Genomic DNA, 14,874 nt, shown 5'->3' with positions numbered 1-14,874 from the left:
AGATTGCGCCAGCCCTTCGCATCTCGCGCAAATTGATGGAATGACTACTCGCTCGCTTCCCGTCCCGATACCCGTTCGATCAGGATCCGAAAGAAGACATGCGGCGCACTGTCGGCTGTGGGAGGAACCAGCGGCTTGAGTGCGCCGGGTTCCCACCAGTCGGAGTGCTTGCTCAAGACCGTCCAGGCATGATCCCGCTCAAGCTTGTGGCCGATCCGGTCAGGCAGTTCTTCGTATCGGCCGTCAACAACGACGCTTCTCCATCCCCGCCCCTGTCCATGCTCATCCACCTGGACGCACACCAGCGGATTGGCCCGCATCCATTCGATCTTTTTGCCCGGCATGGAAAACGCGTAAAGATGGGCGTCCGAATAGGCGTAGTGGAACGGCACGACATAGGGCTGTCCATCCTTTGCGCATGCCAGGCGGCCCACGCGATTGGCCGTCAGCAATTTGGTACATTCCAAAGCAGAAAGCGTGCGGATCTGCATCAGTTCGATCTCCTGTTCTTCATGGCCTTTGAACCAGGCCGGAAACGTGCCACTGGCCAGTTTTGTACAGCTGGGCAGCCTCGTCCATAGCGGAGACAACGTCGTTGTCAGAGAGTTGCGGGAACTGGCGATAATGATGGCTCAAGGCCTGGAACTGTCCTGGCCTACTGAGGCAGACTACACGGTCCGCTTCCTGCTCCAGCGCGGCGACCGTCACTTGCGGTGAAACGGGAACCGCCACGACGATTTCCCTCGGTGACCGGCGCTTGAGGGCGCGGATCGCGATTTTCATGGTCGTACCGGTCGCGACACCGTCATCGACGATGATAGCCGTCTTTCCTGCGATCGACATCGGTTTGGTCTTGCCACGATAGGCAACGCGCCGGCGTTCGAGTTCAGGACGTTCATTTGCAATCAAGACACGTAAGGCGTCGTCGTCGAGCCCATAGGCTCGACAATTTCACGGTTCAGCACGACCTCCCCAGGGTCGCCATCGATGATTGCGGCAACAGCCAATTCGGGATTGCCCGGGGCGCCGATCTTGCGGACGATCAGCAGGTCAAGAGGAGCGTTGAGGGCTTTGGCCACTTCCACTGCGACGGGCACGCCGCCACGCGGCAATGCCAGTACGATGGGCCGATGCAGTTGAAGTCTGCTCAGCTCCAGGCCAAGCTTCGCTCCAGCGTCTTCCCGGTCACGGAACATCGGTCAATCCACCGGCCACAGGTTTCGCAGCGACTTTTTCATCGAGTTTCTGACCTGTACGATCTCGCCATGCGAAATGTGACGGTCGAGAAGCTTGAACACGGCACTGATCGCGACATCGAAATCGATCTCCTCATCGTAGCCGAAACTGTTTCTGACACTGATAATGAAGTCGCGCTTCGTGCGCTCATGCGCAGGCACCGACGGCTTCCAACCTTCGAAATAGATGCCGCGGACCAAAACAGGCAGTTGCGCCGAGAGATCGGCCATTTCCGCCGGCGACAGCCAGTCCCGCACCGTGTGCAGGACAGCCCTCAGCAGCCGGCACGCGCTCGGTTCGCTCCAGCAGAGGTCTTTGGCGAGCTCCTTGACCCATTGTTGCGCCTGCTGGCCGGCATGCGTGAAGTCAGCGAAGGACGTGTGAGGACAAGGACCCATGGCGATGCTCCTGAGATTTGGCGCCATTCTGGGGCATAATAAGGCTCTGAGCATTGAGCGGGATCAAATCGTTCGGGCTCTGCGTCAAACGAACCGGAGGTGCTGGGCGCCAGTTCAGCCAAAAGCCTGCTGCACCAGCAGGGGAATGATCCGGTCGGTCTTGGCCACGGAAGGTCGTCCTGCTGAACCATAGGAAATGCCGAGCGCGTCCCAGGTCTCGACCAGGGCGTCCTGCAGCTCGGCGATCAGCGCATCCGAATGGAACGGCGTCGGCGTGATGCGCAGCCGCTCCGTGCCGCGCGGCACGGTCGGATAGTTGATCGGCTGGATGTAGATGCCGTGCACGCCGAGCAGCCGGTCGCTTGCCATCTTGCAAAGCTCGGGGTCGCCAACCAGCACTGGCACGATATGGGTCGCCGATTCCATCACCGGCAGGCCGGCGGCGGAGAGGATCTGCTTGGTCCGCGTCGCCTGCTGCTGCTGGGCGTCACGCTCGGCCTGCGAGCGCTTGAGATGACGGATCGAGGTGGTGGCAGCGGCGGCGATGGCCGGCGGCAGCGCGGTGGTGAAGATGAAGCCCGGCGCATAGGAGCGCACGGCGTCGATGACAGCACTCGTGCCGGTGATGTAGCCGCCCAGCGTGCCGAAAGCCTTGGCCAGCGTGCCCTCGATGATGTTGATGCGGTCGGCGAGGCCTTCCCGCTCGGTGATGCCACCGCCGCGCGGACCATACATGCCCACGGCGTGGACCTCGTCGATATAGGTCATGGCGTTATAGCGCTCGGCGAGGTCGACGATCTCCCGGATCGGCGCGATATCGCCATCCATCGAATAGACGCTCTCGAACACGATCAGCTTGGCGCGTTCGCGGCCCGCCGCCTGCAGCAGGCTTTCCAGGTGCGCGACATCGTTGTGGCGAAAAATCTTCTTTTCCGCGCCCGAGCGCCGCACGCCTTCGATCATCGAGGCATGGTTGAGCTCGTCCGAAATGATCAGGCAGTTGGGCAAAAGCCGCGCGATGGTCGAGATCGAGGCTTCGTTGGAGACAAAACCGGAGGTGAAGACCAGCGCGGCTTCCTTGTCGTGCAGGTCGGCGAGCTCATGCTCGAGTTCGACCAGCGGATTGCTGGTGCCGGAGATGTTGCGGGTGCCGCCGGCGCCCGAACCCATCCGGCCCGCCGCGTTCTGGAACGCTGCGATGACATCCGGGTGCTGGCCCATGCCGAGATAGTCGTTGGAGCACCAGACGGTGATTTCCTCTGCGCGGCCGTTGGCGCGCCAGATGGCACGCGGAAATTTGCCCGCTATGCGCTCGAGGTCGGCAAAGACGCGGTAGCGTCGTTCCGCATGGAGCTGGTCGATCGCGTCCTCGAAGAACCGCTGATAATTCATGTCCGAATCTCCTTATTTACTCGCTGTCGCGCTGCGGGCATCGGCTACACCGAATTTGGCAAGGGTTGGACGTAACCCTTTGCGGCAACGGACGACCTTGATTCATGTCAAAATCACGACTCCGAGGCTCCGCCTGCTCAGGTCGATATGAACCGATGCAATGATCCGCTGCGCAGCACAGAACGCGTCACGCCGCCAAAGGTCCTCTCCAGTAGCCGACTGTGACCGTAGCCGCCGAGAACTATGAGATCGGCCGCAATATCCTGTCCGATCTGCAGGAGGATGTCCGCCGGTTCGGAGAGGCGCGCATCCAAGACCACAGATCGCGCTGTCACTCCGTGCCGTGCCAGAAAGAGCTAACGTCCGCGACATCGTCGCCACGGGACGCCAGGATGAGACTCGCCGCATCCAGCATACGATTATGGTCGACCACCAGATCGGTCGACGGCGAGCCGGTCAAGATCAAATCGGCAGCACGCGCATTGAGTGCAAGTTCGCGCGTGGGATTGCCTATCTTTGCGCGCCAAGATGCCAGATTGCTGCCGTTGACGGTGCTCAGGAATTCCTCTCTCAGGCAGTCGAGGCGACCTTCTATCTCCTCCACCTGGCACCACAACGCCTTGGGCGCGGCCTGGTCGTCAGTGCCGGTCGGAAGGACAAAATGCGGCTCGGCGGCGCTAGAAGCCAGAGGTCGGCCTCGAGCCGTTGAGCCAAATCCCATGCCATCGAGATGCGCGGCGCGGCGTCGCGTCTACGTCCAGTTGCACCATAATCATCTTAAAAGCCATCGCTCATTCCATCTGCGGTTGAACCGACTTGGCCATCAAATAGAGGGAGGCGTAAAAGCAAGGAAAACGGCTGGTGCCGGCACGCTCGTACAGCCCGCAAGACCATAGGGTTGATCCTGATCAAGGACATGACGACGAATGGCGTCAACGTCGTGCTGTGGAGATTCAGAACGGAGTAGTCGATAATGCACACTCAGCCCGAGCCATCCTCATTAGGCACACAATTGTTGCCGGTGGCGGAGAATGGCCAGAAGCTCTTCCTCGCCGCCGCGTCCCTTCAGGTGCACGCCTTCAAGGCCATGATGCGCTTCAATGTTGAAACGCTGGCGTTTCTGAAGCATCGTTGTGAGCAGGACGTGAGGCTGGCCGATGACTTGATCAGTGGTCCGCAGTTCAATGATGCCTTCGACATCTTCGCTGCTTTCGTGCAGAATGCGACGTCGCAATACGTGATCGAAGCCGGCAAGGTCGCCGCATTGACCTCCAGGCTCGCTTCCGAAACGGCCAGAAACATGCGTAAGGGCGCCAGGATAGCGATCGAGGATGCCGCGGCTAAGACTGTCGTGTAGACGGCAATGCGGAGGTCGTCAGACAACATGAACGCCGTTTACAGACATAGTCGTCTCAGGGCTTCCGTATTTGCGTTGATGTTACTCGGATGTGTGCAGCCAGCCTTGGCCGATAGCGTAACGGAGCATGGCAAGGCGTTGGTGGAGGTCAACTGCGCCCGCTGTCACGCCGTCGGAAAAACTGACAGGAGCAACCATCCCGACGCTCCGCCATTTCGCACCTTGTCAAAGCGCTATCCGATCTCCGATCTGGAGGAAGCTCTTGCGGAGGGCATTTCGACTGGCCATCCGGATATGCCAGAGTGGACTGCGAGCCCCGATCAGATCGAAGCAATCATCACGTATATCAGCACGCTGCAGCAGCCGTGACCCAGTCTCGAATGCGGCAGGCGATCGGGTCTGAACGGCTCCGGCTATTCGCGGCCAATTGCCGGCCAGCAAACTGCTACCGGAGAGGGCCAGGGCAACATCCGGCCAGGGGCACGAAGAAACGACTGCGCATGCGCCAGGATCTGGGCCTCGGTAGGAGGATCCGCCGGTTCGATGCCGACAATGCGATTGTTTAAGCCGGTGTTGTACTCGCGGATGTGCGTGGCCAGCTCGTGCTTCGCCGACCCTGGTCGCGGACCGAAGGGCGCTGAGGATGTCGTGGTAGAAGGCCTGATTTCCCAATGCACGCTTGCCGTCGACCGAGCCAGCCTTGTTGTGGCTCGGATGATGCGCAAGCGTCGTCGCAAGTCTCACACTGTCGGAGGTTCTCGCGGTTGAAAAAGAACACCTTGGCTTCACAATGGTCGCAGGCGCGGCGTGTCGGGTCGCCATTGCTGGAAATCCTTGCGTGTATTGCTGAACGGCAATCTGAGGCGCTGAGGGCTTAAGCAGGCTGCGACACCAGGATTGCCAGGATCGATCCAGGTTTAATGACGGTATTCGCCGATGCGACAATGGTCGCACGCCCAGCTGCCGGCGCGACAATCTCGTGCAGCGCGCTTTCGACGCGAACCTCGGCTATGCGCTCTCCGGCCCTGATCGGGTCGCCGCTGGCAATGAACCAGTGCTCCAGGATGCCCTCTGGCAACATGCTGGCCGCCACTGCGCCTTCGTCGACCTAGGTATACCGCATGGCAAATCTCGTTTTGCCGTCGAACGATAGGCTCCTAGGCGGCGCAGTCCTTGATCACGATCAATCGGCGTATGGCGCAGATGCCGCGATTGTGCGGTGATTGACGCGGATCAAATTCTGGTTCGGCAGCCGGCCTAAGATGGCCGATCATCGCCGGAGCGAGGTCATGGAGCAGTTCAGGGAAATGGTGCCCATCGCCATGGACGTCGGATCAGATATCAATGCTGCAATCGCGATCGATTGGGCTGCCCGCGGCGCGCATGTGATTGCGGCCGGTATGGCGTCTGCCGCAGGAATTGTGGTCGACATCGGTTCGACACAGGCAATCGCGCCCGCTTTGCCGGTAATTTCAAAAAGTGATGCAGATCAAGGCGCGCCACACCGTTTGCGAAGATTTTGATGCGATGTGGAAACCAATCCTAAGCGCTCCTTTTGGTCGCGATCTAGAACTGGCCGTTTTCGACGAAGACGGCGAGCACGCGCTTGTGTTTGCCTGCAGAAGGATAAAGGAGGGCTGGAAGAATGCTGCTAGTGGTGCCCGTCTCGACATCCGGCCGACCCATTGGCGCGATTGGGATTGGGAAAGGACCGAGGTCAGAAATCGCAATCCTCTCGAGGACTCTCCCTAGGGTCGGGACTCCACGATCAACGCCATACGCACCAGGTGTGACAGACTACTCGCCTCCATTTTGCTCATGACATTGGCCCGGTGGATTTCGACCGTGCGCGGGCTGATCCCCAGATCGTAGGCAATCGTCTTGTTGGGTAAACCGGCAACGAGTCCGTCCAGCACTTGGCGCTCGCGGTCAGACAAGGTCGATAGACGCGCGCGGATATCCGCGGACTGGGGATGCGCCGCGTTCGCCTCGTTCCGGTTGGCCAGTGCAGAGCGTATCGCCTGGATCAGCATCTCGTCGTCAAACGGCTTTTCGACGAAATCGGAAGCGCCTTCCTTCATGGCCTGAACGGCGAGCGCCACGTCGGCGTGACCTGTCATGATGATGACCGGAATCTTGTGGCCGCCTGTTCTGAGTTGCCGTAGCAATTCGATGCCGTCTATTCCCGGCATGCGCACGTCCGTAACGATGCAGCCGTCGAGATGGCCATCCGCCGCTGAGAGAAAAGCAGTGGCCGACTCGTACAGGCGTACGGCAAAGTCGGCTGTCGCCAGCAGAAAACCGAGAGACTTGCGAACATCAACATCGTCGTCGACGACGTGGACCAGATCACTGTCGGCCATTTGTGACCTCATCCTTCTCAACGATGCGTAAGGTGAACCGAAAGGCGGTGCCGCCCGTCGGCATTGCCTCGGCCCAGATGTGGCCGCCGTGCGATTCAACGATGGTGCGGCAGATGGAGAGACCGACACCCATACCCTGCTTCTTGGTGGTCACAAATGGCTGGAACAGTTGCGCCGAAACCTCTGGCGCGAGCCCCGGACCGGTATCGATCACGCTCACTTCAGCCATGCCATCGTCCCGGGCAACGGTTGTGATTTTCAATTCACGGCGCTGCGTTTCCTGCATGGCCTCCACTGCGTTGCGCATCAGATTGAGCAGAACCTGCTGAATTTGGATGCGATCGGTCAAGACCAGTTCCGCGGCAGGGTCGAGCTTGTAGCCGATCTGGACATTGATCTCCCTCGCACCAACCAGGGCGAGCGACGAGGCTTCCTCGATGAGCGCCGGCAATCGCTCGACCTGGCGCTCGCTTTCGCCCCTGGCAACAAAATCGCGCAGATGACGAATGACGTCGCCTGCCCGCAGGGCCTGCTCGGCGGCCTTTTCCACGGCATCCCGCAGCATCGGCGCGTTTGCTTCCGTGCTCTTCTCCAGGAGCCGTCGGCTGCCCTTCAGGTAATTGGTGATGGCTGTCAGCGGTTGGTTGATCTCATGAGCGAGCGTCGATGCCATCTCGCCAAGGGCGGTAAACCGCGCCATGTGCAGAAGCTCCTGCTGCTGTTCCTGAATTCTTGCTTCCGCGCGATGACGTTCAGTCAGGTCGCGGCAAAAGCCGGTAAAGAAGCGTCCGGTTCCCGGGTGCATTTCGCCGACGGAAAGCTCCATCGGGAAAGTCGTGCCATCCTTGCGTGCCCCGGTCACGGTGCGGCCGAGCCCGATGATCCGACGCTCCCCGGTCGTCAGGTAGCGAAGCAGATAAGCATCGTGCTCTTCGCGATAGGGCGCCGGCATCAGCATCTTGACGTTCTGTCCGATGACCTCGCCCGACTGGTAACCGAACAGCGTTTCGGCGGCCGTGCTGAAGGACTGGATACTGCCTTGCTCGTCAATGACGACCATCGCATCAGGCACGGTCGCCAGGATTGAACGCAGATGATCTTCGCGCAACAGAAGCGCGGCATTCGCAAATGAGAGGTCGCTGACATCCGTGCCTTCAATGAAGATGGCGGTAATTCGACCGTCATCGGCCCTGATCGGCTGATAGACAACATCCAGGATACGCTCTTCAATTGGCCCATTGCTGCTGTTGCGGAATCCGACCTTCACGCCTTTGCCGCTGTAGGACTCGCCAGTCACGTACACGCGGTCGAGCCGTTCGAGGAATTCGTGTCTTTCGAGTTCGGGAAAGGCCTCGCGCGCCGATTTTCCAATAACCTGCCGGTCGCCAATGAGTTGCTGGTAGGCGGCATTGGTCAGTACGAACACATGGTCAGGCTCGCGTATCAGAGCCATGAACCCGGGCGCCCGATCGAACATTTGCGACAATAGGGATTCGAGCGTCGTCCCGCCAGGCGTCAAACTGAATGCTTCGTCTTGGATCACCCGCGGTTCCTTAGGCTCGAGACACATAAACAAGGCCTAACTATCACTTCTCCGATCAGAGACAAAACGGATCGAGGCCGAAGTCTAGATGCAAAAGCGATTGGCCGGTTCTTTGACGCGCATCAAGGAAGCCAGCGCCCGTGAATGCAATTCATAGCACATTCGAAACGCTTGAGTGAAAGGCGCGTCCAATGTCCTACAAGTCCATAATCGCGAATCTCGCCGTCGATACGCCCCCTGCTGCGATTGTGAAAGTGGGTATCGAACTCGCAGAGCGTTTCGGCGCCCATCTCATTGGTCTGGCGGCGGCGGATGTTCCGCCCTTGGTCGCGACGGGTGAAGGCATGGTCTACGAAGGGGAGGTCATGCAGATTCAGCGGACTGAAATCGAAAAGAGGCTTGCCGAACTGCGTGCCGAGTTCGAAAGCCTGGTCCCGGCTTCGATCACAAGCGAGTGGGGACAGGCCGTCTGCAGCCCGACCCGCTTCCTCAGCGTTTTCGCCCGCGCAGCCGATCTTGTCGTGACCGGTGCGTCGGGAGACGACGTGTTTCGCGCCGCCGATGTTGGCAGCCTGGCGCTCGGCATCGGCCGGCCAGTCCTGGTCATCGGAAACAACGTCGAACACCTCCGCGCTAATACGGTCCTGGTTGCCTGGAAGGATACCAGGGAGGCGCGACGGGCGGTGGCGGATGCCTTGCCTTTTCTGGCCAAGGCCAATGAGGTTGTCGTCGCCACGATCGCCGCCGCCAAAGGCGACGACAATGTTCGTGACAGTCTCGCCGATGTCGCTGTCTATCTTGAGCACCATGGCATCATGGCGCAGACGGAACTGATCACCGGTGAAGTCGATGGCGAGCAGTTGTTGACATTCGCACGCTCGATCAATGCCGACATGATCGTCTCAGGCGCCTATGGCCATAGCCGCCTGCGCGAATGGGCGTTTGGTGGCGTCACCCGCACGCTGATCGAAGAGAGCAGCATCAACCGCTTCCTGTCATACTGATGGCGAATATCGTGTCTTCTGGCGTGGACCAACATTCCGTTGCGGCGGCCGCAAGTCCGTATTGGTCGATCACCAGCGAAGATCTCGTGCGAGGTCTGGCAACTTCGCCCACATCGGGCCTGGCTGGGTCGGATGCCGCCTCGCGGCTCATCAAATACGGCGCGAATACGCCGGCCTCGAAGTCAGGCGCGTCGGCGCTTAGCGTGTTCGTTCGCCAGTTCCGTAGCCCGCTTGTCCTGATCCTGATCTTCGCGGCTAGCGTTTCGGCCTTCGTCGGTGCAGGTCAGGAGGCCGCAATCATCGGGGCGATCGTGCTGGCAAGTTGCGTTCTCAGCTTCACCCAGGAGTATGGGGCGTCGCGGGCGACAGAGGCACTTAAACAGCGTATCTCGCGCAAGGCTACCGTGCTGCGAGATGGCGTCGAATCCTCCGTTTCTGCCGAAGAAATCGTGCCGGGCGACCTCATCCGGCTATCGGCCGGAAACCTCATACCTGCCGACTGCGTCATCCTCGAAGCGCGGGATTTCAATGTCAGCGAGGCGGTGCTGACTGGCGAAACCTTCCCCGTCCTGAAGGCGGCGGGGCGATCAGATCCTGATGCGTCCGTCGCCCAACGCAACAATGCGGTGTTTACCGGTACGTCCGTGCGCAGCGGCACGGCGACCGTGCTTGCGGCAGCGACCGGCCGGCGCACCGAATTCGCCTCCATCGCAGCGGCACTGGAGCGACAAATCCCGGAAACGGATTTTGCCCGCGGGATCAGATCGTTTGGCTATCTGATGACCGAGATCATGCTGGCGATTGTCATCATCGTGTTTTTTGCCAATCTGATGCTGCATCGTCCGCTGATAGAATCGCTGTTATTTTCCCTGGCACTCGCGGTCGGCCTCACACCTGAACTGCTCCCGGCCATTATCAGTGTAACACTTGCTCGTGGCGCCCGCGCCATGGCTGCCAATGGCGTCATCGTGCGCCGTCTCGACGCCATCGAGAATCTGGGCAGCATGGACGTGCTTTGCACCGACAAGACCGGCACGCTGACGGAAGGCGTGATCCACCTTGACGGATGGCTTGATGTCGACGGCAACCCGTCAACCGACATCCTGCTTTGGGCACGTCTCAACGCAACCCTGCACACTGGACTGAAGAACCCGCTGGACGAAGCCATCGCCGGTGCGCCGGGCAAGGGTGCATCATTGGCCGCTTTCACCAAGGTCGACGAGATCCCTTATGATTTCATTCGCAAGCGCCTATCCGTTGTTGTGCGAACCAAGGATGGCGAAGATCTTCTGATCACGAAAGGCGCAGTACAGAACGTCCTCGAAACCTGCAGCTTCGTCGGCACAGCGAAAGGCCTGGAACCTCTCGAAGACACGCACCGCGCGGCGATCGACAAGATGTTTCGACGCTGGAGCGCGGAAGGATATCGCGTTCTGGGGCTAGCGACGCGTCGATTTGAAAGCCACGCTACCTATGGCAGGAAGGACGAGGTCGATCTCGCCTTCGCCGGCTTTCTGCTTTTCCTAGACCCGCCCAAGGAAGGCGTAAAGAGCACGCTTGCCGAACTCGCCCACCGGGGCATCGCCGTGAACGTCATTACGGGCGACAACCGCTACGTTGCAGCCCATCTTGCTCAAGCGGTCGGCTTGCGTAGCGATCGGATCATGACCGGGGAGGATCTGTCGAAGTTGACCAAGAGCGCGCTCTTTGCAGCCGTGCAGGACACTGACCTCTTCGTCGAGATCGATCCCAACCAGAAAGAACGCATTGTCCAGGCCTTGCGGAGCAGGGGCCATGTCGTTGGCTATCTGGGTGACGGCATCAATGATGCGCCCGCGCTCCATGAGGCCGATATTGGGGTCTCCGTCGACACCGCATGCGATGTCGCGCGTGAGGCTGCCGATATCATCCTTCTCAAGCAGGATCTCGGAGTGCTGGTGCGGGGCGTCGACGACGGCCGCAAGACCTTCGCCAACACCATGAAATATATCTCCATCACCACCAGCGCCAATTTCGGCAACATGATAAGTATGGCGGTCGCCTCGCTATTCCTGCCTTTCCTGCCACTTCTGGCAAAGCAGATCCTGCTCAACAATTTCCTTTCCGACGTGCCCTCACTCGCCATCGCAAGTGACAACGTTGACGCAGATCAGCTGCACAGGCCGCGCCACTGGGACATCCGTTTCGTGAGGCGATTCATGATCAGCTTTGGCCTGGTCAGTTCGCTGTTCGATTTCGCAACCTTCGCGTTCCTGCTGCTCTTCGCCCATGCCACAGAGGCTGCATTCCAGACAGCCTGGTTTGTCGAATCGTTGCTGACCGAGCTTGCAATCGTGCTCATCGTTCGTACGCACCGCGCTTTTTGGGCGAGCCGTCCGAGCCCCTTGCTCGCCTGGCTGACACTGGGCGTCGGGTTTGTCGCGATCATGATTCCGTATCTGCCGTTCGCAGACTGGTTCGGTTTCGTGCCCTTGCCGCTGCCTATACTTGCCGGACTTGTCGCTATCACCGCGCTCTATCTATGGGCCTCAGAGGCGACAAAGCGCGGGTTCTTCGGCCAGGAGGAGCCGCAGTCGCACCCGAAGAGGCCGGGGCAACCTATTGGCAGAGCCACCAAGTCTCATTCTGCGTACCCGACATTATAGGCTGGGTGGAGAGGCTTGAAACCATCGTGAAAAGAGCGCCGGCATTTTGCCTTATCGCAGATTGGACAAGGGGCTGCAGGTGCTGCTCGTTCATCCAGGCGGCCCATTCTGGCAAAAGCGAGATCTTGGGGCCTGGTCGATTGCAAGGGCGAGTATAATCCTAGCGGGGACGGCGCGGCGCGAGTTCACCGAAGAGACAGGCTGGGAGCTCAAGGGCCCACTGCTGAATTTGGGTGAGTAGCGCCAGCGAGAAGGCAAACCCAGCGCTCGAGGGTGATTTCGACACCGCGATGATGCGCAGCAATCTGTCTGCTATGGAGTGGCCACCACGCAGTGGCCGGGGACAATTGTTTGTCGACGTCGACCGCGGTGAATGGCTGGATCTAGCCTTGGCCCGGGACAAGTTGGTAGTCGGCCAACGGCGTTTTCTCGACCGCCTTGTCGCTTCAGCTCAGAGCCCAAGCCCTCCCGTTTAGCCTCAGGGATTAGCAACGACGCCTGCTGTTGATCGAGATCAATGATTGCGGCCGCCGACATGACAATGATGGTCGCTAGGCAGGAGTGATCAGCATGACATTTCTCGATTATCTGGTTTCAGTCGACGCCAGGACCGCCCTGATGGGCCGCATGATGCAGAAGCTTGGCGTCGACAAACAATTGAAATCGGTGCCGGATCATGCCGCCGTCACCAACCGGGCAGTGGACCGATGCCGCTCGTGTGGGCATCAGGACGAATGCTCGACCTGGCTCGACGAACACCAGCAAGCCGATAATCCGCCAGACTATTGCCGCAACCGTGATCTTATCGCACGGCTGCAACACGCCGCCGGTCAACGTTAGAACCGTCGACGCCTCGAGCTGGATGGAGGGTCACTCAACCTCTGGAAAGACCGTACGTCTTGGAGGTCCAGCGCAACCGGATGCGTAGGCTCCGGACTCCATGGATCGCCCTGGCGGGCTTGATAGCACGGACCTCTTCAGCTGGTGGCCACATCTTCAGGCGAGCATCCAAACCCGTTTGGCATGGTAATCGGCTGGTGATGTTCTCATTCTCGACAATTCGCTGTCGAGCGAGATTGATCGTGGACCCGCGGCTTGCAGTGGCAAGTTCGTCGGGATCGTCCCGCCGCTACGAAACAAGCACCACGGACAACGGATCGGCGCAGAAGAGACCATCCCTGACAGCCTTTACGCCGGCAACGTTTTCGGCTGCCACAAAGGCTGCCTGGCGCTCACGTTCGTCGAAGATGACACCGCTCAATATCACCACGCCCTTGTTCACCATCACGTGGATCAGGTCTTTGCCGGTCCATTTGTGCTTTGCAAGCTCGCCAGCGACGTTGTGGCGAATCTGCTCGTCATCGATGACCGAACGGCCTGCATCCGGAAGGACGCTGAGCAATGCCCGCAGCAGATCAGAACGGGTGATGATGCCGACGACTTTCCCGGCATCGATGACCGGAATGCGTTTGACGTGATGTTGCGTCATGAGTTCGACGACCTCGGCGAGCGACGCGGCGGGAGACGCCGTGACGACATCGCTGGACATCACCTCCTCGATCCGTCGACCATTGGCGTGGACATATTCGTCGGCGGCCTTTCCAGGACTGACGAGAAACTCTAGCCAGCGCGAGCGCTTTTGCTCGGTGTCCAGTTCTCCTCGTCGCAGGAAATCGCCCTCGCTGACAATCCCCACCAGCGTGCCGTCGCCGCGAACAACAGGCAGGCCGCTGATCTTATTGGACAGCATCAGCCCGGCCACCTCGGCGATCGAGGCGGACGGGTCCGTGCAGATGACTGGCTTGCTCATGATGGCTTCGGCTTGCATGCTCGCTCCCCGGAGATATTTCATTCCCGGCTTCTTAGATGCCGCATGAGCGAAGGGCCTTGATTTGAATCATTTTGCCCTCGAGACAAATGACCCAAGCTGGGGCTGCAAATAACCAGGCGCGTGCCCGTCAACCAGCGATCGCGGTCTTAGCGACGTTCACGCCAAGTTCGTAGACAAGCAGTCCACCATAATAGGCCGTCGCCGTGACCAGAATTGCTCCGCCAATTTCGACCAGAGGAATAGCAATGGTCAGTAGCCGCAGTTCACGATTCCGCACCCAAAGGCCGAGCCTCACTAGGCCCCAGATCAGAAACGCGAACGCTGTGATACCTCCCAGGCTCTCGTGGATCTCCGCTATGTCACTGCTGAAGCCGGCGGCTTCAGCATGATCGAGTGCCATTCCCCCATAGAACCAGGTTCCAATCGCGAACGCCCCGGCTGCGAGAGCGATAAAGGTCGATACCGTCCCCACGCCAGAACGCTTGGTCACCGCGTTGCCGCGAGCGAGCACCACAAGGTCGATCGCCGCCAAAGTGTAGATGAGGACAATGGGAAAATGCACGAGCATGGGATGGATATGCTGGACTGGGATCATGACAAGGAAAATCTCCGGAGTGGCCAAGGGATGGCGCAGATAGAGGGGGTAAGTTTGGCGATAGCGCAATTGATCAGCGGACGCCCAGCTCAAGGGCTGGGCATAAGCTTTTCGGTATCAGTCGTCGTCCCCCTGGCCGTCCTCGTCAGTGCTGCTGAAAACGGCCTTACTGGAAGTGTGACTGTCGTCGCATTCGTGGTCATCGCCAACGCCCTTGATCGCCTTGGGACCGGTGGCATCCTGCATGGGGATGGCCTCCAGATCGATTGGGCCGGCAGGGGCAATTGAGGATGAGGATGACGCTGCGCATGAACCTTCTTCAGATTCAGCGGCTGCCGGCAGGGCAAAGGTCGAGAAGCATCCGAGTGCTGCGAGTAAGAACAGGGAATTGCGCATGGTTTCGACATCCTTTTCTCTGCGCGGCCATGATTGGCCGCGAGGATGCCGTGATAGCGAGCCTTTGCTTGCCGGCAGCTGTGGATGGTTGACAGCAAATTGAAAGCTTCGACG

General features: G+C 59.6%; 19 protein-coding genes and 1 pseudogene. 7 read left to right on the top strand and 13 right to left on the bottom strand.

Annotated features, from left to right (window positions below):
- Nucleotides 1-44: 44 nt before the first annotated feature.
- From LB547_RS23345 to LB547_RS23315, 7 genes are all read right to left on the bottom strand, one after another.
- Nucleotides 45-491, bottom strand: coding sequence for a pyridoxamine 5'-phosphate oxidase family protein (locus tag LB547_RS23345; RefSeq protein ID WP_140522918.1), 447 nt, complete (start codon nt 489-491; stop codon nt 45-47).
- Between the two features lie 19 nt (nt 492-510).
- Nucleotides 511-909: a phosphoribosyltransferase gene (locus LB547_RS23340; RefSeq protein ID WP_224656350.1), complete on the bottom strand. Its 399-nt coding sequence runs from the start codon at nt 907-909 to the stop codon at nt 511-513.
- Complete coding sequence (locus tag LB547_RS23335) at nt 906-1,196, bottom strand: phosphoribosyltransferase family protein (protein WP_224656349.1); 291 nt, start codon at nt 1,194-1,196, stop codon at nt 906-908. The genes LB547_RS23340 and LB547_RS23335 overlap by 4 nt, the downstream gene beginning before the upstream one ends.
- 3 nt (nt 1,197-1,199) lie before the next feature.
- Nucleotides 1,200-1,634 carry a DUF2267 domain-containing protein gene (locus LB547_RS23330; RefSeq protein ID WP_140522916.1) on the bottom strand — a complete coding sequence of 145 codons (435 nt, stop codon included), beginning with the start codon at nt 1,632-1,634 and terminating at the stop codon, nt 1,200-1,202.
- Nucleotides 1,635-1,748: 114 nt separating this feature from the next.
- Nucleotides 1,749-3,026, bottom strand: a complete 1,278-nt coding sequence (hemA, locus tag LB547_RS23325) for a 5-aminolevulinate synthase (RefSeq protein ID WP_140522914.1) — start codon at nt 3,024-3,026, stop codon at nt 1,749-1,751.
- A gap of 137 nt (nt 3,027-3,163) precedes the next feature.
- On the bottom strand, nt 3,164-3,346 hold the full coding sequence (locus tag LB547_RS23320; protein WP_224684587.1) for a universal stress protein: 183 nt from the start codon (nt 3,344-3,346) through the stop codon (nt 3,164-3,166).
- Between the two features lie 11 nt (nt 3,347-3,357).
- Nucleotides 3,358-3,630 carry a hypothetical protein gene (locus tag LB547_RS23315; protein ID WP_140763530.1) on the bottom strand — a complete coding sequence of 91 codons (273 nt, stop codon included), beginning with the start codon at nt 3,628-3,630 and terminating at the stop codon, nt 3,358-3,360.
- A 369-nt stretch (nt 3,631-3,999) separates the two neighbouring features.
- On the opposite strand from LB547_RS23315, the gene LB547_RS23310 reads away from it, so the two are divergent.
- The gene (locus tag LB547_RS23310; RefSeq protein WP_140522910.1) at nt 4,000-4,383 is read left to right on the top strand and encodes a phasin family protein; all 384 of its coding nucleotides are present in this window, start codon (nt 4,000-4,002) and stop codon (nt 4,381-4,383) included.
- A gap of 78 nt (nt 4,384-4,461) precedes the next feature.
- Nucleotides 4,462-4,752 (top strand): c-type cytochrome, encoded by a 291-nt coding sequence (locus tag LB547_RS23305; protein WP_140523410.1) that lies wholly within the window; start codon nt 4,462-4,464, stop codon nt 4,750-4,752.
- Nucleotides 4,753-5,257: 505 nt separating this feature from the next.
- On the opposite strand, the gene LB547_RS23300 is transcribed toward LB547_RS23305, so the two are convergent.
- The gene (locus LB547_RS23300) at nt 5,258-5,476 is read right to left on the bottom strand and encodes a biotin/lipoyl-containing protein (RefSeq protein WP_224656228.1); all 219 of its coding nucleotides are present in this window, start codon (nt 5,474-5,476) and stop codon (nt 5,258-5,260) included.
- Nucleotides 5,477-5,672: 196 nt separating this feature from the next.
- Between LB547_RS23300 and LB547_RS23295 the strand changes: the two genes are divergently transcribed.
- Nucleotides 5,673-5,906, top strand: coding sequence for a hypothetical protein (locus tag LB547_RS23295; protein WP_140527996.1), 234 nt, complete (start codon nt 5,673-5,675; stop codon nt 5,904-5,906).
- A gap of 225 nt (nt 5,907-6,131) precedes the next feature.
- Here LB547_RS23295 and fixJ read toward each other — a convergent pair whose 3' ends face one another.
- Both fixJ and LB547_RS23280 read right to left on the bottom strand, forming a co-directional pair.
- Nucleotides 6,132-6,746 carry a response regulator FixJ gene (fixJ, locus tag LB547_RS23285; protein WP_140522905.1) on the bottom strand — a complete coding sequence of 205 codons (615 nt, stop codon included), beginning with the start codon at nt 6,744-6,746 and terminating at the stop codon, nt 6,132-6,134.
- The gene (locus tag LB547_RS23280) at nt 6,733-8,289 is read right to left on the bottom strand and encodes a PAS domain-containing sensor histidine kinase (protein ID WP_140522903.1); all 1,557 of its coding nucleotides are present in this window, start codon (nt 8,287-8,289) and stop codon (nt 6,733-6,735) included. The genes fixJ and LB547_RS23280 overlap by 14 nt, the downstream gene beginning before the upstream one ends.
- A 191-nt stretch (nt 8,290-8,480) precedes the next feature.
- Between LB547_RS23280 and LB547_RS23275 the strand changes: the two genes are divergently transcribed.
- The 4 genes and pseudogenes from LB547_RS23275 (at nt 8,481) to LB547_RS23260 (ending at nt 12,778) form a co-directional block, all read left to right on the top strand.
- A complete protein-coding gene (locus LB547_RS23275; protein WP_140522901.1) occupies nt 8,481-9,293 on the top strand; it encodes a universal stress protein in 813 nt (270 codons plus the stop codon).
- Complete coding sequence (gene mgtA, locus LB547_RS23270) at nt 9,293-11,938, top strand: magnesium-translocating P-type ATPase (protein ID WP_224656229.1); 2,646 nt, start codon at nt 9,293-9,295, stop codon at nt 11,936-11,938. The genes LB547_RS23275 and mgtA overlap by 1 nt, the downstream gene beginning before the upstream one ends.
- Before the next feature lie 43 nt (nt 11,939-11,981).
- Nucleotides 11,982-12,414 (top strand): annotated as a pseudogene (locus LB547_RS23265) (NUDIX hydrolase).
- Between the two features lie 94 nt (nt 12,415-12,508).
- Complete coding sequence (locus LB547_RS23260; protein ID WP_140522897.1) at nt 12,509-12,778, top strand: DUF6455 family protein; 270 nt, start codon at nt 12,509-12,511, stop codon at nt 12,776-12,778.
- A gap of 289 nt (nt 12,779-13,067) precedes the next feature.
- Here LB547_RS23260 and LB547_RS23255 read toward each other — a convergent pair whose 3' ends face one another.
- The 3 genes from LB547_RS23255 to LB547_RS23245 form a co-directional block, all read right to left on the bottom strand.
- On the bottom strand, nt 13,068-13,766 hold the full coding sequence (locus tag LB547_RS23255; RefSeq protein ID WP_140522895.1) for a CBS domain-containing protein: 699 nt from the start codon (nt 13,764-13,766) through the stop codon (nt 13,068-13,070).
- Nucleotides 13,767-13,896: 130 nt separating this feature from the next.
- Entirely contained in the window at nt 13,897-14,364 is a 468-nt protein-coding gene (locus LB547_RS23250) for a DUF2231 domain-containing protein (RefSeq protein ID WP_140522893.1), read from the bottom strand.
- A 117-nt stretch (nt 14,365-14,481) separates the two neighbouring features.
- Nucleotides 14,482-14,760 carry a hypothetical protein gene (locus LB547_RS23245; RefSeq protein WP_140522891.1) on the bottom strand — a complete coding sequence of 93 codons (279 nt, stop codon included), beginning with the start codon at nt 14,758-14,760 and terminating at the stop codon, nt 14,482-14,484.
- Nucleotides 14,761-14,874: the final 114 nt, after the last annotated feature.

The sequence above is a fragment of the Mesorhizobium sp. B264B1B genome (genome assembly GCF_020165765.1).
Taxonomy (GTDB): Bacteria; Pseudomonadota; Alphaproteobacteria; order Rhizobiales; family Rhizobiaceae; genus Mesorhizobium.
The sequence above is the reverse complement of the archived record's forward strand: the minus strand, read 5'-3'. Positions and strand labels throughout refer to the sequence as shown.

Bases quoted from the DNA above. Each gene is read 5' to 3' on its own strand.
- LB547_RS23345 (WP_140522918.1), bottom strand. From the start codon at position 491: ATGCAGATCCGCACGCTTTCTGCTTTGGAATGTACCAAATTGCTGACG.
- LB547_RS23335 (WP_224656349.1), bottom strand. From the start codon at position 1,196: ATGTTCCGTGACCGGGAAGACGCTGGAGCGAAGCTTGGCCTGGAGCTG.
- LB547_RS23330 (WP_140522916.1), bottom strand. From the start codon at position 1,634: ATGGGTCCTTGTCCTCACACGTCCTTCGCTGACTTCACGCATGCCGGC.
- hemA (WP_140522914.1), bottom strand. From the start codon at position 3,026: ATGAATTATCAGCGGTTCTTCGAGGACGCGATCGACCAGCTCCATGCG.
- LB547_RS23310 (WP_140522910.1), top strand. From the start codon at position 4,000: ATGCACACTCAGCCCGAGCCATCCTCATTAGGCACACAATTGTTGCCG.
- LB547_RS23305 (WP_140523410.1), top strand. From the start codon at position 4,462: ATGTTACTCGGATGTGTGCAGCCAGCCTTGGCCGATAGCGTAACGGAG.
- LB547_RS23295 (WP_140527996.1), top strand. From the start codon at position 5,673: ATGGAGCAGTTCAGGGAAATGGTGCCCATCGCCATGGACGTCGGATCA.
- fixJ (WP_140522905.1), bottom strand. From the start codon at position 6,746: ATGGCCGACAGTGATCTGGTCCACGTCGTCGACGACGATGTTGATGTT.
- LB547_RS23275 (WP_140522901.1), top strand. From the start codon at position 8,481: ATGTCCTACAAGTCCATAATCGCGAATCTCGCCGTCGATACGCCCCCT.
- mgtA (WP_224656229.1), top strand. From the start codon at position 9,293: ATGGCGAATATCGTGTCTTCTGGCGTGGACCAACATTCCGTTGCGGCG.
- LB547_RS23260 (WP_140522897.1), top strand. From the start codon at position 12,509: ATGACATTTCTCGATTATCTGGTTTCAGTCGACGCCAGGACCGCCCTG.
- LB547_RS23255 (WP_140522895.1), bottom strand. From the start codon at position 13,766: ATGCAAGCCGAAGCCATCATGAGCAAGCCAGTCATCTGCACGGACCCG.
- LB547_RS23250 (WP_140522893.1), bottom strand. From the start codon at position 14,364: ATGATCCCAGTCCAGCATATCCATCCCATGCTCGTGCATTTTCCCATT.
- LB547_RS23245 (WP_140522891.1), bottom strand. From the start codon at position 14,760: ATGCGCAATTCCCTGTTCTTACTCGCAGCACTCGGATGCTTCTCGACC.